The organism is Brevundimonas sp. DW-iso22 (assembly GCF_058725425.1).
Window position 1 is genome coordinate 275323 of the sequence record NZ_JBZXEB010000003.1, and the last position, 15315, is coordinate 290637.

The following is a 15315-nucleotide window of genomic DNA, read 5'->3' on the forward strand; positions in this document are numbered from 1 at the left end:
GCCTTGGCTAGAACCCCCCCAATGACCGACCTGCCTGAAATCCAGGGCCTGTGCCCGCCGCGTTTCGATGCCGTGAAGGACGCCTTCGCCGCCAACTTCACCGATGCGCCCGAGGGGCTGAATGAACAGGGCGCGCGGTTCAGCGTCTGCGTCGACGGAGAGGTGGTCATCGACCTGATGGGCGGCTGGGCCGATGCCGCCAGGACCGTGCCCTATGGTCCCGCGAGCCTGACGCCCGTTTTCTCGACCGGCAAGGCGGTGATGGGGGCCTTGATCGCCACCTGCGTCGAGCGCGGCCTGCTGGACTATGACGCGCCGGTGGCGCGCTACTGGCCCGCCTTCGGCCAGAATGGCAAGGACGCCATCACCGTCGCCCAGATGATGAGCCATCAGTCTGGCCTGCCCGGCTTTTCGGAGACGGTCGATCCGACCATCTGGTTCGACCGGCAGGCGGTGCTGGATCAGCTCTGCGCCCAGGTCCCCATGTGGCCGCCGGGCACGGCCAGTGGCTATCACCCCATCACCATCGGCTATCTGGCGGGCGAGTTGTTCCTCATCGTGGACGGGCGAACCATGGGCACGGCCCTGCGTCAGGACTTTCCCGGCCTGGACCTGTGGATCGGCCTGCCCGAGGCCGAGCACGGGCGGGTGGCCCAGATGCGCAAGCCCGCCTCGGCTCCCGACCTGGGTATCATCGACGCGGTCAAGCGCGCCGCCTTTCTGGACAAGGGCTCGGCCCCCGGCGGACGTGGCTCGACCGAATGGCGGACCATGGAGATTCCGTCGGCCAATATGCATGCCACCGCCGCCGATCTGGCGCGTTTCATGAGCGTGCTGACGACAGGCGTGCTGGACGGTCGGACGGTGCTGTTGTCCGACACGCTGAACCAGATGCGCCGCGAGCGGATCGCGGGTCTGGACCGGGTCGTGCCCTTCGACGTCAGCTGGGCGGCGGGGGTCATGCGCAACGAGCGGCTGAACATCTTCGGCCCCAATCCCGAAACCCTGGGACACTGTGGCTGGGGTGGCAGCTGCGCCCTGGCCGATCCGGGCGCGAGGCTATCAGCGGCCTATGTCATGACCCGCCAGTCGCCGCACCTGCTGGGCGACCCGCGAGCGAAGCGCCTGATCGAAGCGCTCTACAGCACTTTGTAGGGCCTATCGCACTAAGCGCTACTTGAGGCGCTGAGTCCGCCCCGGAGCCGTGAGGGCACCGACGACCCCGGCCAGGACGGCGCATGCCGCACAGGTCAGGATCACGACACGAAAGGCCGTATGGAAGGCGTCGGTGGCGGCGCTGTCCAGATCGCCCCCGGCCATGACCTGGCCCAGCAGGGCGCGGGCGTCCGGACTGTCGGCCTGCGAGACGAAGACGGCGGACAGAATCACACCCAGCAAGGCCACGGCCAGCAGGCCCGCGACCCGGGCCACGGCATTGTTCACGCCCGAGGCCACGCCGGTATGGCCCGGCTGGACCGCCCCCATGACGGTGGCGGTCAGGGGGCCGACGGCCAGGGTCATGCCGATGGCCAGCACCGTCATCCCCGCCAGAGGCCCATCGACATAGCCCGCGCCAGGCCCCGGCCAGGCCAGCAACGCCAGACCTATGCCGGACAGGATCGGTCCGAGGCTGAGCGACAGCCGCGCCCCGAACCGGTCGGCCAGCCGCCCGGCGACGCCCGAGAACAGCCCCATGACCACGGCGAACGGCAGCATCGCCGCCCCGGCCATCGTCGCACTGAACCCCTGCACACGGATCAGGTCGAAGGGCAGGAAGAACATGGCCCCACCCGGGGCGAAATAGAGCAGCAGGGTCAGGACGTTCACCCCGCTGAACACCGGCGACCGGAACAGGGCCAGTGGCATCATCGGATGGCTCTGCCGCGCCTGGGACAGCAGGAAAACGGCCAGCAGCACGACACCGCCCGCCATGCCGCCGATGATGGCAGGGCTGGTCCAGCCCAGATCGGGCGCGGCAGTCAGGGCCCAGGTCAGGGCGGCCAATCCGCTCACAGCCAGAAGCGCTCCGATCCAATCCAGCCCCCGCGCGTCGTCGTCCCGGCTTTCGGGCACGGCCTTCAGAGTGACGGCAATGGTCAGGGTGGCCAGCGGCAGGTTGATCCAGAAGATGAAGCGCCAGTCGGCCTGATCCGCCAGCCAGCCGCCGATCAACGGCCCGACCATGCCGAATAGAGCCGCCGCCCCCGCCCAGGTACCGAAAGCCTTGCCCCGCTCCTCTGGCGGAAAGGTCGCGCCGATGACCGCCAGCGCTCCGGGCGCCAGCAAGGCCGCGCCGATGCCCTGCAAGGCTCGCCCGCCGATCAGCAACTCAACCGTCGGGGCCAGGCCGCAAGCCAGCGAGGCCAGGGCGAAGACGACGACACCGATCAGGAAGACCCTGCGCCGCCCGAACCGGTCCCCGGCCGCACCGCCGGTCAGGACCAGGGCGCCCAGTGTCAGCAGATAGGCGTTGGACACCCATTGTACGGCGGCGGGGCCTGCGCCCAGATCACGCTGGATGGCGGGCAGGGCCACGCCCAGGGCCGAGCCGTCGATGAAGGTCAGGCTGGAGCCCAGGACGGTGGCGACCAGTATCCAGCGCTTGCGAGAGGCAGACAGGGCCTGCGTCGGCGGCGGGGCCGCCTGGACCTGGCCTTCGTTACAGGGGCTTCGGTGCGGGCCGTCCATCGCTTGTCCCCCAAGTCGGAAACAGACGTTACGCCGCCTTCCCGTGGGCGGTCTAGCGTCCGGCCTCGCGGCTCCGGTCCCCGGCGGGATCGTCCAGCAGGCCGGGCTCGGGGGCGACGACGACGGACCTGCGCCGCGACCGGACGGCCGCGATGGCGAAGACAACCGCCCCGGCCCAGATGAAGCCGAACGATATGGCCCGCAGCAGGCCGAAGGGCTCACCCTGGCTGACCCCGATGACGAAGACGATGGTCGGGGCCAGGAACTGCAGGAAGCCCATGGTCGACAGGGGCATGCGCCGCGCGGCCCAGGCGAACAGCACCATGGGCACCACGGTGATCGGCCCGGCGGCCAGCAGCCACAGGGTCGCCGCCGTCGACTGGCCGAAATGGCCCTGACCCTGGGAGGCGATCCACAGCACCCAGGCCAGGCCGGGCCCGGCCAGCAGCAGGCATTCCAGGAACAGGCCGCTCTGGGCGTCGACGGACACCCGCTTTCGGATCACCCCATAGGCACAGAAGGTCGTGGCCAGCAGCAGAGATACCCAGGGCAGATGCCCCAGGGCCACGGCCTGAAGCACCACCCCGCACCCGGCCAGGGCGATGGCGACCAGGCCGGTGCGCGAAATCTTCTCGCGGAACAGCCAGGCCCCCGCCGCCATATTGAGCAAGGGGTTGAGGTAGTAGCCCAGGCTGGCATCCAGCGTCCGCCCGTTGTTCACGGCGATGACATAGGTGGTCCAGTTCACCGCGATCAGCGTCGTGGACAGGGCAATCCAGCCCATGACGCGCGGCGAGCGCAGGGCCTGCATGACCTGCCCGCCCTGACGCACCACCAGGACCAGCGCCCCGGCCCACAGCACGGCCCAGGCGGTGCGGTGCGCCATGATCTCGAAGGCATCGGCCCCGGCCCGGTCCATCGCCTGGAACACCAGGGGGATGAAGCCCCAGATGGCATAGCAGGCGACGCCCGCGATCAGGGCCTTGCGATCCTCACCGGCCGGGGCGGTGGTCACGGCCTCAGACCGTGATGGTGCGATAGCCCGAGGACGGCTTGATCATCCCGGTCTCGTCCAGCAGCTGGGCGATCTGGACGGCATTCAATGCCGCCCCCTTGCGCAGGTTGTCGCCCACGATCCACAGCATCAGGCCGTTCTCGACCGAGGGGTCCTTGCGGATGCGGCTGACATAGACCGAGTGCTCGCCGGCGGCATCGACCGGGGTGATGTAGCCGTCGTGCTCCTGCTTATCGACCACCTGGATGCCGGGCGCGTCACGCAGGATGGCGCGGGCCTCGTCAGGGGTGATCGGCTTGTCGAACTCCAGCGCCACCGCCTCGGAGTGGCCGACGAAGACGGGCACGCGCACGCAGGTGACCGTCAGCTTGATGTCGGGGTCCAGCATCTTGTGGGTCTCGTCCCACATCTTGGCCTCTTCGTCGGTGAAACCGTCATCGCGGAAGCTGCCGATGAAGGGGATGACGTTGAAAGCGATCTGTTTGGGGAACAGCTTGGGCCGCGCGTCGCCCAGACCGTAGATGGCCTTGGTCTGGTTCCACAGCTCGTCCATGCCCGCCTTGCCCGCGCCCGACACCGATTGATAGGTCGAGACCACCGCGCGCTTGATCTTGGCCGCGTCATGCAGCGGCTTCAGCGCCACGACCAGTTGCGCCGTCGAGCAATTGGGGTTGGCGATGATGTTCTTCCTGGACGCCAGCTTGATGTCGTCCGGGTTCACCTCCGGCACGATCAGCGGCACGTCCGGGTCCATGCGGAAGGCCGACGAGTTGTCGATCACCATGGGCCCGGCCTTGCCGATCTTCTCGGACCAGGCGCGCGAGGCGTCGCCACCGGCGCTCATCAGGACCAGATCGACCTGCGAGAAATCGAAGCTGTCGATGTCTTCGCATTTGATGGTCTTGTCGCCCCAGGACACCTCGACGCCCTTGGACTTGCGCGACGCGACGGCGTGCATTTCCGAGACCGGAAACTCCAGCTCTTCGAGGATGTTCAGCATCTCGCGCCCGACGTTGCCGGTAGCGCCCACGATGGCGACTTTATAGCTCATATTGGTGTGTCCTTCGGACGCCCTGTCGCTCGCCGCGCGGCGGCTCGCTGCTTGAGGGCTCTGGGGTAGTGCGGGAAGCTTCTGCATGTAGGCCTTCGCAGGCGCGAAGCAACGGTTTTTGGCTTTAACTCCGTCAAGTTCGCAACGCCATGCCATTCATCGTCCTTATGGCGTTGCTGCTACGGACAATCCGCTCTCATCACTTGCGTCCGATTTTGACGTGCGGCTGCCTTAGGATGTCCCCACGGTCCGTAGCGCGACCGACCTCCCGTCGGCTGGATGGGCCAGACCCGGCAAACGAAGTGGACTGAGTGGACTGTATTTTTCTTCCTTCGCTGTCGTTGCCTCGGTAATCGGAGCCATGACGTCCCGCATTCGTTCCGCCTATGACATCCGCATTGAGGAAGGGGTCATCGCGCCCGATCCGGCCCAGGCCCCGCTGATCGCGGCGATGGAGCGGCTGGAGGAGGATCTGGCCAAACGCGGCCTGTTCGGCGGACTGCCCGAGGTGCGGGGCCTCTACATCTGGGGGCCGCCGGGGCGGGGCAAGTCCATGCTGATGGACCTGTTCGTCACCTCGACGCCCGAGCCGAAGAAGCTGCGGGCCCACTTCCACGCCTTCATGGCCCGTATCCACGACCTGGTCCGCCAGTGGCGCGAGGGGGATGCCAAGGCCCGCAAGGCCGTCTTCGGCACGCACAAGGGCGGCGACCCCATCCCGCCGATCGCCGCCCTGATCGCGTCGGAGGCAAGGCTGCTGTGCTTCGACGAGCTGCAGGTCACCGACATCGCGGATGCCATGATCCTGGGGCGGCTGTTCGAGGCTCTGTTCGAGAAAAAGGTAGTGCTGGCCGTCACCTCCAACCGCGCGCCGGATCAGCTGTATCTGAACGGCATCAACCGCCAGCTGTTTGTGCCCTTCATCGAACAGATCGAGGCGCGATGCGAGGTGGTGTCGCTGACCGGCGAGCGCGACTGGCGCCTGCACCGGCTGACAGGCGGCAAGGTCTGGTTCTCGCCGGTGGACGAGGCGGCGCGACTGGGGTTCGAGGACCTGTGGTCCGACCTGCGCGGCGGCGAGCCGGAGGAGCCCGCGCACCTGACGGTCCTAGGCCGAGAGGTGGTCATCGCCCGTACCGCCGGGAGCATGGCCCGCGCCACCTTCGCCGAGCTGTGCGGCAGGCCGCTGGGCCCACAGGACTATCTGGCCATCGCCGAGCGCTTCCATACCCTGTTCCTTGAGGATGTGCCGCTGCTCAGCCCCGCCAATCAGCAGGAGGCGCGGCGTCTCGTGACCCTGATCGACGCGCTCTACGAAGCCGGAACACGGCTGGTCACCCTGGCCGCCGCCGCGCCGGAGGCGCTGTATCCCGAGGGTGTCGGCGCCTTCGAGTTCGAGCGCACCGCCTCGCGCCTGAACGAAATGCAGGCCGCGGACTGGATGACGCGCGAGCGTTCGGTCTAGGCTTTGGCCATAATTCCGCTGGACCCTGCGGTGCACCGTTGTCGCCTGATATCAAGAGAGACCCGCCCATGCGCCTGCCCGCCCTGATCGCCGCCCTATCCATGAGTGCCTTATTGCCGACTGTGGCACTCGCCCAGACGCCAACACAGACGCCCGCGCCCGCAGCCGCACCGGCCCCCGCCGTCGGCGTCACGGTTGCCGATGCCCGAACCTGGCTGACCGGCTTGGGCGGATCGGTGGGCGAACCGGAAGCGGTGACCGGGGCCCAGATCCTGCGCGTGGCCGACGAGCCCCTGCCCTGGAACCTGACCTTCTACGCCTGCACGGCCCTGTGCGATGACCTGCAGTTCAGCGCCGTCTTCACTGGCCCGCTAACGATCGAACAGGCCAATCGTTGGAACCTGCAAAGCCGCTATCTGAAGGCCGCCTTCTCTCCGGCGCCGGCGACCGGCGGCAACCCCAGCATCGTGCTGCAGTACGATGTTCTGCTGACCCAGACCGGCCCGGACCAGCTTCAGGAGCCGACCGTCATCTGGATCCAGCAACTTCGGGCCTTCGCCCGTATGCTGACCGGTGAAGGCGCTGCACCGGCCCAGCCTTAGATTTGGTCAGTCCGGCCACGTCTCGCGGCTGGCCCCCAAGACCTCGCCTGCGAGATACAGCGAGCCGCAGATGACCACGCGCCCGGCCCCGAGGGCCAGGGCGCGCGACAGGGCTTCCTGAGCCGAGGTCATGGGCGTGGCCCCCAGGCCATGACCGCGCGCGACCGCTGCCAGCGCCTCCGGCTCTGCTGCCGCGCCGTCGAAGGGCACGGTGAAGACGTGGGCACCGCTGTCCTTCAGGGCCTCGAAGAAGCCGCCGGCATCCTTGTTGCCCAGCATGCCGACGATCAGGGCCAGGGGACGCGGTGCCCTGGCCTGGCGCTGGGCCAGGGCCTCGGCCAGGGCGCGGGCGGCGTGGGGATTATGCCCGCCGTCCAGCCACAGCTCGGCCTCTGCGGCGCGGGCCATCTCGCCATAGAGGCCAGCCGTCAGCCGCTGCATCCGCGCGGGCCAGCGAACGGATGACAGGCCTTCGACGATGGCGGCCTCCGGCAGATCCAGCTCAAGCGCCACGGCCACGGCCAGCCCGGCATTGTCGATCTGATGCGCGCCGGCGAGTGCGGGCAGCGGCAGATCCAGAAACCGCTCCTGATCCTGAAACGCCATGCCGCCGCGCTCGGCGAAGGCGTCGAAGTCCGTGCCCATGACCGTCAGGGGGCTGTGAACCGCGTCGGCGGCGACGGTGATGGCGTCCATCGCCTCTTCGGACTGACGACCGATCAGACCGCGCGCGCCAGTCTTGAGGATACCAGCCTTCTCGACCGCGATGCCGCGCAGGGAAGTGCCCAAGAACTCGGCATGGTCCAGATCGACGGGGGTGATGACGCTCAGAAGCGGGCGCGCGATGACATTGGTCGCGTCCAGCACGCCGCCCAGGCCGACCTCGACGATGGCCAGGTCGGCGGGTGTCTCGCTCATGGCGACGAAGGCGGCGGCGGTGGTGCTTTCGAAGACGGTGGCTTCGCCCGCGACGCGCTCGATCCGGTCCAGAATGGCGTTCAGCGGTGCGTCCTCGATCAGCTGTCCCGCCAGCCGGATGCGCTCGTTGAACCGCACCAGATGCGGTGAGGTATAGGTGTGGACCGTTAGCCCGGCCGCCTCGGCGATGGCGCGGATGAAGGCGACGGTCGAGCCCTTGCCGTTGGTCCCGGCCACATGGATCACAGGCGGCAACCGCTCCTGCGGATCACCCAGAGCCGCGCAGAGAAGACGCATCCGGTCCAGCGACAGGTCGATCCGCTGGGGGTGGCGGGCGCGCAGGCGTGCGGAGATGGGGTCCATGGCCGCGGGATCAGGCCGCGCGGCGCTGGCCGTCCATCAGCATCGACAGGATGCGCCCCAGGGTGGCCGGCAGATCGGCGCGGGCCACGACCTTGTCGACCATGCCCTTTTCCTGAAGGTATTCGGCGCGCTGGAAGCCCGGCGGCAGTTTCTCGCGGATGGTCGCCTCGATCACGCGCGGACCGGCAAAGCCGATCAGGGCACCCGGCTCGGCCAGATGGACATCACCCAGCATGGCATAGCTGGCGGTCACGCCCCCGGTGGTCGGGTCGGTCAGCACGACGACGAAGGGCAGTTTGACCGCCTTCAGTTCCTGGATGGCCAGGGTGGTGCGGGCCATCTGCATCAGGCTGAGCGCGCCCTCCTGCATGCGCGCTCCGCCGGCGGCGGTGTAGCAGACCAGCGGCACGCCGCGCTTCACGGCCTCGCGTGCGGCGGCGATGAAGGCCTCGCCTGCGGCCATGCCCAGAGAGCCGCCCATGAAGGTGAAGTCCTGAACGATCACCACCGCCGGCGTCCCGTCCAGGGTGCCGAAGCCGATAGCCATCGTGTCCTTGCGGCCCGCGGCCTTGCGCGCGGCCGCCAGACGATCCTTGTAGGGCTTGCCATCCGAAAATTTCAGCGGGTCCTCGGGCACGTCGGGGGTGTCGATGGAGACGTATTTGCCGTCGTCAAAGGTGGCGGCCAGGCGCGTGGGGGCGTCGATGCGCATATGACGGCCGGACGGCGTGACCCACAGGCTGGCCTCCAGGTCCGGGCGGTAGAGCATCTCGCCGCTGTCCGGGTCCTTGACCCACAGATTGTCGGGCGTCGCGTCGCGCCGGTTGACGATCTTGCGCACGCCTGGGGCAAAGCGCGACAGCCAGCCGCCGCGTTTCTCGGCGGGTTTGGCGTCAGGCTTGACGGCGGGGGCAGCGGGTTTGGTCTTGTCGATCATGGCGCGGCTTTAGACGGTTTCCGGCGTCCGCGCACCCCTGACCGCATCGGCCAGCTGGCGGACCTTGGCCAGAACGCGCGGGGCGGCGGGTTCGTTCGCTTCGAGCGCGGCCGCGACCTCGTCGACCAGAACCGAGCCGGCCACGACGGCATCGGCCACGCGGGCGATCTCGGCGGCGCGCTCGGGCGTCTTGACGCCAAAGCCGACGGCGACGGGCAGGCCAGAGGCCTTGCGGACACGCTCGACGGCGGGGGCCACCGACAGGGCCTGGGCCTCCTTGACGCCGGTCACGCCTGCGACCGAGACATAGTAGACGAAGCCGGAGGTCCGCTCGGCGATGATCTTCAGCCGCGCGTCGTCTGATGTCGGCGTGGCCAGGCGGATCAGGGAGATATGGGCCGCATCCAAGGCATCGCTGAGCGGTGCAGCCTCTTCCGGCGGGCAGTCCACGACGATGACCCCGTCCACGCCGCTGGCGGCCGCATCGCGGGCGAAAGCTTCGTAGCCGTAAGATTCGATCGGGTTCAGATAACCCATCAGGATCAGGGGCGTGTCCGCATCGCCCTGACGAAAGGCGGCAGCCAGATCCAGCGTACCCTTCAGCGTAAGGCCTGCCTTCAATCCACGCAGGGCCGCGCGCTGGATCGGCGGCCCTTCGGCCATCGGATCGCTGAACGGAAAGCCCAGCTCGATGATGTCGGCCCCGGCGGCAGGCAGGCCACGCAGGATATCCAGCGCCTGGTCGCGCGTGGGATCGCCAGCCATGACATAGGCGACAAAGCCGGCCCGGCCCTCGGCCTTCAACGCGGCGAAGCGGGCATCGATACGGGCAGTCGTCATTGTGCAGCCGAACCATTTGGCGTCTGGCAGGCCTGGCCGGGCTCGATCATCAAACCGATGTAGGCTGGAATACCCCCCGCTGGCTGGGGATGCTGTCGGAAATCCCAAAACCCGGCGACAGTCAGGCGTTCACAGCCTCCTGCGGCGTCAGGCTTCTGAAACAGTATGATGTTGGCCTGTCCGCCTGCGGGAGACCAGCCGGCAAGCCGGACCTGCTGTAGTTGGGCATTGAACTGGTCAGCCGCCTGTTCGATCGGAAAGGTGATGCATTGCATCGCCTCGTTTCCCCGGCTCACGACATCCCGCATGCCACCGCAGTCGGGGGCGGGCGTCGTTCCCGGAACGAAGGGCAAGGGACTGGTCGCGGGCGGCGTTTGGGAGGCCAGAGCGAGGGCGAAAGCAGCGACGATGAAGCTCATTGTGGTGGCGCGCTTTCAACAGGTGCGGTCGAACAGATGTCGCCAGGGATGGTGGCAAAGGCCAGATAGGCAGGCGCTCCGGGAGCGGGAACCCGGCTTTCGTCCGTAAAAGCCCTCATCTGGAACGCGTCGCACCCGCCGCCTTCGCGACGACGCACATAGACGATCAGATTCTCATCCCCTGCGCCGACCAGCCAGCCCTGCTGTGCGAAATCGCTCGTATAGGCGTCGGCGACCGCCTGCATCCCCGCCTGCGTCGAGGCGACACAGAAGGCGATGCGCGCCAGTTCGGCCAATCCACCGCATGTGGGGTCGGCGGTCGTGCCCGCCACATTGGGAAGCTCCACGTTCAGGGCCGGGCGAGTGGCGCTGTCAGTGGCCGGGGCGGCCTGTGAGGGAACAGGTGACGATAGGGCGGCCGTGACCGCGGCGATTGCCAGAATACTCATGCACTCAGATCTCCACACCCAGATGGGCCGCGACGGCAAAGATATCCTTGTCGCCACGCCCGCACATGTTCAGCACGACATCGCCGCCCTTGCCAACTTCGCTGGCGATCTCGCCGATGCGCGCCAGGGCATGGCTGGGCTCCAGGGCAGGGATGATCCCCTCCAGCCGGGCGCACAGCTGGAAGGCTTCCAGCGCTTCGGCATCCGTCGTGGCGCGGTATTCGGCGCGGCCGAGGTCTTTCAGCCAGGCGTGCTCCGGCCCGATGCCGGGATAGTCGAGACCCGCCGAAATCGAATGCCCTTCCAGAATCTGGCCATCGTCATCCTGAAGCAGGTAGGTGCGGTTGCCGTGCAGCACACCGGGGCGACCGCCCTGCAGCGACGCCGCATGGTCCGGGCCGTCGAGACCGCGCCCGGCCGCCTCGATGCCAATCAACCGAACCTCGGCATCGTCGATGAAGGGATGAAACAGGCCGATGGCATTCGAACCGCCGCCGATGGCCGCGACGCAGGCGTCAGGCAGCTTGCCCTTGCGGGCCAGCATGGCGGCGCGGGTTTCCTTGCCGATCACGCTCTGGAAATCACGGACCATGGCCGGATAGGGGTGCGGACCCGCCGCCGTGCCGATCAGGTAATAGGTGTCCTCGACATTGGTGACCCAATCGCGCATCGCCTCGTTCATGGCGTCCTTCAGGGTCGCACGACCGACCGTGACCGGCACCACCTCAGCCCCCAGCAGCTTCATGCGGAAGACGTTGGGCATCTGACGCTCGACGTCGGTCGCACCCATGTAGACCACGCATTTCAGGCCGAAGCGGGCGCAGACCGTCGCGGTCGCTACACCATGCTGGCCCGCGCCGGTCTCGGCGATGATCCGCGTCTTGCCCATCCGCATGGCCAGCAGGATCTGGCCCATGCAGTTGTTGATCTTGTGTGCGCCCGTGTGGTTCAGCTCGTCGCGCTTGAACCAGATGTTGGCCGCGCCGTAGTGCTCCGTCAGCCGCTCTGCCAGATACAGCGGGCTGGGCCGGCCGACATAGTCGGTCAGAAAGCCGTCCAGCTCGGCCTGGAACGACGGGTCTGCCTTGGCCGCCTCATAGGCCGCCGTCAGCTCGTGCACGAGCGGCATCAGGGTCTCGGCCACGAACCGCCCGCCATAGGGGCCGAACCGGCCCTCGGCGTCGGGCATGGCGTACTGATTGGGAATGATGGCGTTCACGGGCGCAGCTTTCACGCAAGGGGGCGTCGGAATTACGACCGGCGCACGGCGTCCAGAAACGCCGCGATCCGGGCGCTGTCCTTAACACCCGGCGCGCTTTCGACGCCAGAGGACACGTCCAGCATCGGTGCGCCGCTGATCGCCGCAGCCTGGGCCGCATTCTGCGGGTTCAATCCGCCCGCCAGAAACCAGGAATGGCGATAGGTACGACCCTGCATCATGGTCCAATCGAACCGCGCCCCGACCCCGCCGGGCAGATCGGACCCCTCTGGCGGCCGGGCATCGAACATCAGGTGATCGGCGACATCCTCCCAGCTGGCGTCAGCCTCGAGGTCGGCGGGTGTCGAGACCGGCAGCGCCTTGATGATCCCCGCCCCGGTCAGGCGACGCGCCTCGACCGCCCGCTCAGGCGTCTCCGCCCCGTGCAGCTGGATCAGATCCGGACGCAGGATCAGGGCGATCTCGGTCAGAAGGGCGTCGTCGGCATCGACCGTCACGGCCACGATCTTTGCCCGCCCCCTCGCCCGCTCGAACAGGGTCGCGGCATGCAGGACGTCGATGTTGCGCGGGCTTCTGGGAAAGATGACGGCCCCGACGAAGGCTGCGCCATGGTCAAGCGCAGCGTTCAGGGTGTCGGGTGTGGTCAGGCCACAGATCTTGACGTGGGTCATAGGTCCACAACGTCCATACCTTCGGCGACCGCCGCGTCCTTCATGTCCCGATCGACTGTCGCCAACGCCAGTCCAGCGTGACGCGCAATGGCCAGATGCAGGGCGTCGGGTGCACGAAGACGTTGGTGCACCCGCATCAGCGTGCGGGCCTCCTGAAATCGCTCGCGCGGAACTTCAAGGACGATCCCGCCCGCAGCCCATCGGTCGAATGCAAGCTCGGCGATGTTGCGTTCTCGTTCGCTCAATGCTCGGGCGCGAACGAGGTGCGAAAGGGCCGATGTGAATTCTGTCAGCGTCCATTCGCTCAGGGCGACAGCCGGCTGGCTTGCCGCCCAGGTTCGGCTGGTTGTCGCGTGTACGTCGTCGATGAAGAAGGAGACGATGACGCTGGTATCAAGATAGGTCCTCAATACCGATATCCGCGCCGCATTTCGGCGACACATGCGGCGGTATCGACAGGACCGGACGCGGGCTTGATGCGATTGGCGTCGAGCCATTCCAGATCGAGTTTGAAATCCGTCTGTGGCTTGGACTCCGGCTCAAGCCGAGCGATCGGCTTTCCGCGACGGGTGATCACCACATCCTCCCCTGCCAGCATACGGTCCAGAAGCTTGGGCAGGTTGTTCTTGGCCTCGGCAACGGAATAATGGGTCATGCATAGAATGAATAATGGGTCATGCATAGAATATAGCCATCTGGATGGCCATCGTCCACCTAGGAACGGTACAGGTCCGCGTCCGGATCCACCGTCCCCCTCGCCGCCGCACCGACGACCTGCGACGCGATCACCGAATAGGTGATACCGTTGCCGCCGAAGCCCATGACGGCCCAGGTGTGGTCCATGTCGGGCACCGGGCCGATCGACGGCAGGCCGGTCGCGCTCTCGCCGAACGCCCCGGCCCAGCTGTAGTCGATCTCGAAATCCAGTTCGGGAAGAAGCCGCCTCAGCTTGGCGGAGATGGTCTCGCACTTCCGCTTCAGCTTGGCCTGGTCCTCATGCGCATCGGGCGAAGCCTCATCCTCGCCGCCAATGATCAGTCGCCCGTCGCCGCCCATGCGGAAATACAGATACGGATCTGACGCCTCCCAGACCAGGGCATCGCGCAGCCAGGTCGGGCACGCCGTGCGCGGTTTCGTCGCCAGAGCCCAGGTCGAAATGATCTCCGCCCCCGGGGTTGGAACGCCTTCAGGAAACTCATAGCCACAGCAGAACACCACCGATTTTGCCCGCACGGCATGACCGGCGTCGGTCAGCAGCGTCACGCCCTCCGGATCGCTCGCGGCCTGCATGACCTCCACCGGAGAATAGACCTTGGCCCCCTTCGCCTGGGCGCGGCGCAGCAGGCCTGCCGCCAGACGGGCAGGGTCGGCTCCGGCCGAGCCGCTGCTGAACAGGGCTCCGGTGCGATCGATGCCGAAGCGTTCGCGCAGGTCGGCAGGCTTCAGATAGGCGCTGTCCAGCCCGATCTCGGCGCGGGCCTGCGCCTCGGCCTCCAGCGCCCGGTGCCCGTATTCATCGCCCGCCAGATACAGCGACGACTTGTCCTTCAGGCCGCAGACGATCCGCTCCTCGGCCACGGTCCGCTTCAGGGCAGCGACCGCGCTGAATGACCGCAGATAGGCCCGGCGCGCCTTTTCGGCCCCGATCTTGTCGGTCAGGGCCGTGAGCGGAAGGTCGATCTCCCACTGCAGCATGGCGGTCGAGGCCATGGTCGATCCGGTCAGCGGCGGACGACGATCCAGCACGGCGACGGAATGATCGCGGCTCAGCTCATGCGCCATGAAGGCCCCGCTGATGCCTGCGCCGACGATGGCGACATCGACGGAGATGGCCGCCTTCAAGGGATGCGCGGGGACGCCCAGGCCCGGGCTGTCCGCCCAGAGCGGTTGGCTGGTTCGCAAATCCCGCTTGTGTGTCGCGCCGCTCATGTCCGTCGTCTCCAGGGCGCAGGCTAAAGCGGCGACAAGCCTTGCGGTTCCGTCAGGCGAAGATCAGCGCAATCTCGTCCGGCGTCATCAGCCGCCACTGACCGGGCTCCAGATCGCTCGGCAGGCTCAGACCACCGATCCGCTCGCGGTGCAGGGCCTCGACATGATTGCCGACCGCCGCGAACATCCGACGCACCATGTGATAGCGGCCTTCCGTCACCGTCAGTCGCGCTTCGGTGGGAGACAGCACCTCCAGAACGGCGGGTGACAGGGGCTTGTCCTCGCCCTCCAGCACCAGACCGCCCGCCTCGAATATCGCCTGTTCGGTGCCCACCAGCGGCCGGGCCAGGGTGGCGCGATAAACCTTGGCCACATGGCGTTTCGGCGAAATCACCCGGTGCAGCAGGTCGCCGTCGTCGGTCAGCAGCAGCAAACCTGTCGTCTGCTTGTCCAGCCGCCCGATGGTCGAAATGGCCGGGTCACGCCGTCGCCAGCGATCGGGCAGAACGTCATAGACCAGCGCCCCGTCCTCCTTGCGCGAACAGGTCATGCCCAGCGGCTTGTGCAGCATCATGACCAGGCCGGCGGGCGGGTCCAGCGGACGGCCATCCACCTGCATCCGCATCGGCAGGTCGGGGGTGACCGGGATGCGCTTGGACACATCGGTCAGTTCGACCCCGTCCAGCACGATGCCGCCCGCCCGACCCAGCCGCGCCATCTCGGTGCGCGAGCCATAGCCCATCGAGCCC

At 67.5% G+C, this 15315-nt stretch carries 17 protein-coding genes; 3 read left to right on the forward strand and 14 right to left on the reverse strand.

Annotated features, from left to right (window positions below):
• Positions 1–21 precede the first annotated feature (21 nt).
• On the forward strand, positions 22–1155 hold the full coding sequence (locus AC4PRM_RS04945) for a serine hydrolase domain-containing protein (RefSeq protein WP_492039000.1): 1134 nt from the start codon (positions 22–24) through the stop codon (positions 1153–1155).
• 18 nt (positions 1156–1173) lie between these two features.
• On the opposite strand, the gene AC4PRM_RS04950 is transcribed toward AC4PRM_RS04945, so the two are convergent.
• Genes AC4PRM_RS04950 through AC4PRM_RS04960 form a run of 3 tightly spaced genes read right to left on the reverse strand, consistent with a single transcriptional unit; the run spans position 1174 to position 4754 of the window.
• A complete protein-coding gene (locus AC4PRM_RS04950) occupies positions 1174–2688 on the reverse strand; it encodes an MFS transporter (RefSeq protein ID WP_492039001.1) in 1515 nt (504 codons plus the stop codon).
• A gap of 52 nt (positions 2689–2740) precedes the next feature.
• A complete protein-coding gene (gene rarD / locus AC4PRM_RS04955; protein ID WP_492039002.1) occupies positions 2741–3703 on the reverse strand; it encodes an EamA family transporter RarD in 963 nt (320 codons plus the stop codon).
• Between the two features lie 4 nt (positions 3704–3707).
• The gene (locus tag AC4PRM_RS04960; RefSeq protein WP_492039003.1) at positions 3708–4754 is read right to left on the reverse strand and encodes an aspartate-semialdehyde dehydrogenase; all 1047 of its coding nucleotides are present in this window, start codon (positions 4752–4754) and stop codon (positions 3708–3710) included.
• 361 nt (positions 4755–5115) lie between these two features.
• Between AC4PRM_RS04960 and zapE the strand changes: the two genes are divergently transcribed.
• Positions 5116–6219, forward strand: coding sequence for a cell division protein ZapE (zapE, locus tag AC4PRM_RS04965; protein ID WP_492039004.1), 1104 nt, complete (start codon positions 5116–5118; stop codon positions 6217–6219).
• Positions 6220–6287: 68 nt separating this feature from the next.
• Complete coding sequence (locus tag AC4PRM_RS04970) at positions 6288–6821, forward strand: type III secretion system chaperone family protein (protein WP_492039005.1); 534 nt, start codon at positions 6288–6290, stop codon at positions 6819–6821.
• A gap of 6 nt (positions 6822–6827) precedes the next feature.
• Here the strand turns inward: AC4PRM_RS04970 and AC4PRM_RS04975 are convergent, their stop codons facing one another.
• From AC4PRM_RS04975 to AC4PRM_RS05025, 11 genes are all read right to left on the reverse strand, one after another.
• Positions 6828–8102, reverse strand: a complete 1275-nt coding sequence (locus AC4PRM_RS04975) for a bifunctional folylpolyglutamate synthase/dihydrofolate synthase (protein WP_492039006.1) — start codon at positions 8100–8102, stop codon at positions 6828–6830.
• A gap of 10 nt (positions 8103–8112) precedes the next feature.
• Positions 8113–9036, reverse strand: coding sequence for an acetyl-CoA carboxylase carboxyltransferase subunit beta (locus tag AC4PRM_RS04980; protein ID WP_492039189.1), 924 nt, complete (start codon positions 9034–9036; stop codon positions 8113–8115).
• Between the two features lie 12 nt (positions 9037–9048).
• Positions 9049–9879 carry a tryptophan synthase subunit alpha gene (trpA, locus tag AC4PRM_RS04985; RefSeq protein ID WP_492039007.1) on the reverse strand — a complete coding sequence of 277 codons (831 nt, stop codon included), beginning with the start codon at positions 9877–9879 and terminating at the stop codon, positions 9049–9051.
• Entirely contained in the window at positions 9876–10298 is a 423-nt protein-coding gene (locus AC4PRM_RS04990) for a hypothetical protein (protein ID WP_373256867.1), read from the reverse strand. Before AC4PRM_RS04990 ends, trpA begins: the two co-directional genes overlap by 4 nt.
• Positions 10295–10747, reverse strand: a complete 453-nt coding sequence (locus AC4PRM_RS04995) for a hypothetical protein (protein ID WP_492039008.1) — start codon at positions 10745–10747, stop codon at positions 10295–10297. Before AC4PRM_RS04995 ends, AC4PRM_RS04990 begins: the two co-directional genes overlap by 4 nt.
• Positions 10748–10751: 4 nt before the next feature.
• Complete coding sequence (trpB, locus tag AC4PRM_RS05000) at positions 10752–11936, reverse strand: tryptophan synthase subunit beta (RefSeq protein WP_492039190.1); 1185 nt, start codon at positions 11934–11936, stop codon at positions 10752–10754.
• Between the two features lie 62 nt (positions 11937–11998).
• Entirely contained in the window at positions 11999–12637 is a 639-nt protein-coding gene (locus tag AC4PRM_RS05005) for a phosphoribosylanthranilate isomerase (protein WP_492039009.1), read from the reverse strand.
• The gene (locus AC4PRM_RS05010) at positions 12634–13047 is read right to left on the reverse strand and encodes a type II toxin-antitoxin system VapC family toxin (protein WP_492039010.1); all 414 of its coding nucleotides are present in this window, start codon (positions 13045–13047) and stop codon (positions 12634–12636) included. Before AC4PRM_RS05010 ends, AC4PRM_RS05005 begins: the two co-directional genes overlap by 4 nt.
• Positions 13044–13292, reverse strand: coding sequence for a type II toxin-antitoxin system Phd/YefM family antitoxin (locus AC4PRM_RS05015; protein ID WP_373256863.1), 249 nt, complete (start codon positions 13290–13292; stop codon positions 13044–13046). Before AC4PRM_RS05015 ends, AC4PRM_RS05010 begins: the two co-directional genes overlap by 4 nt.
• A 59-nt stretch (positions 13293–13351) precedes the next feature.
• On the reverse strand, positions 13352–14566 hold the full coding sequence (locus AC4PRM_RS05020) for an NAD(P)/FAD-dependent oxidoreductase (protein ID WP_492039011.1): 1215 nt from the start codon (positions 14564–14566) through the stop codon (positions 13352–13354).
• A gap of 52 nt (positions 14567–14618) precedes the next feature.
• Positions 14619–15308: a pseudouridine synthase gene (locus AC4PRM_RS05025; protein WP_487921679.1), complete on the reverse strand. Its 690-nt coding sequence runs from the start codon at positions 15306–15308 to the stop codon at positions 14619–14621.
• Between the last annotated feature and the right edge of the window lie 7 nt (positions 15309–15315).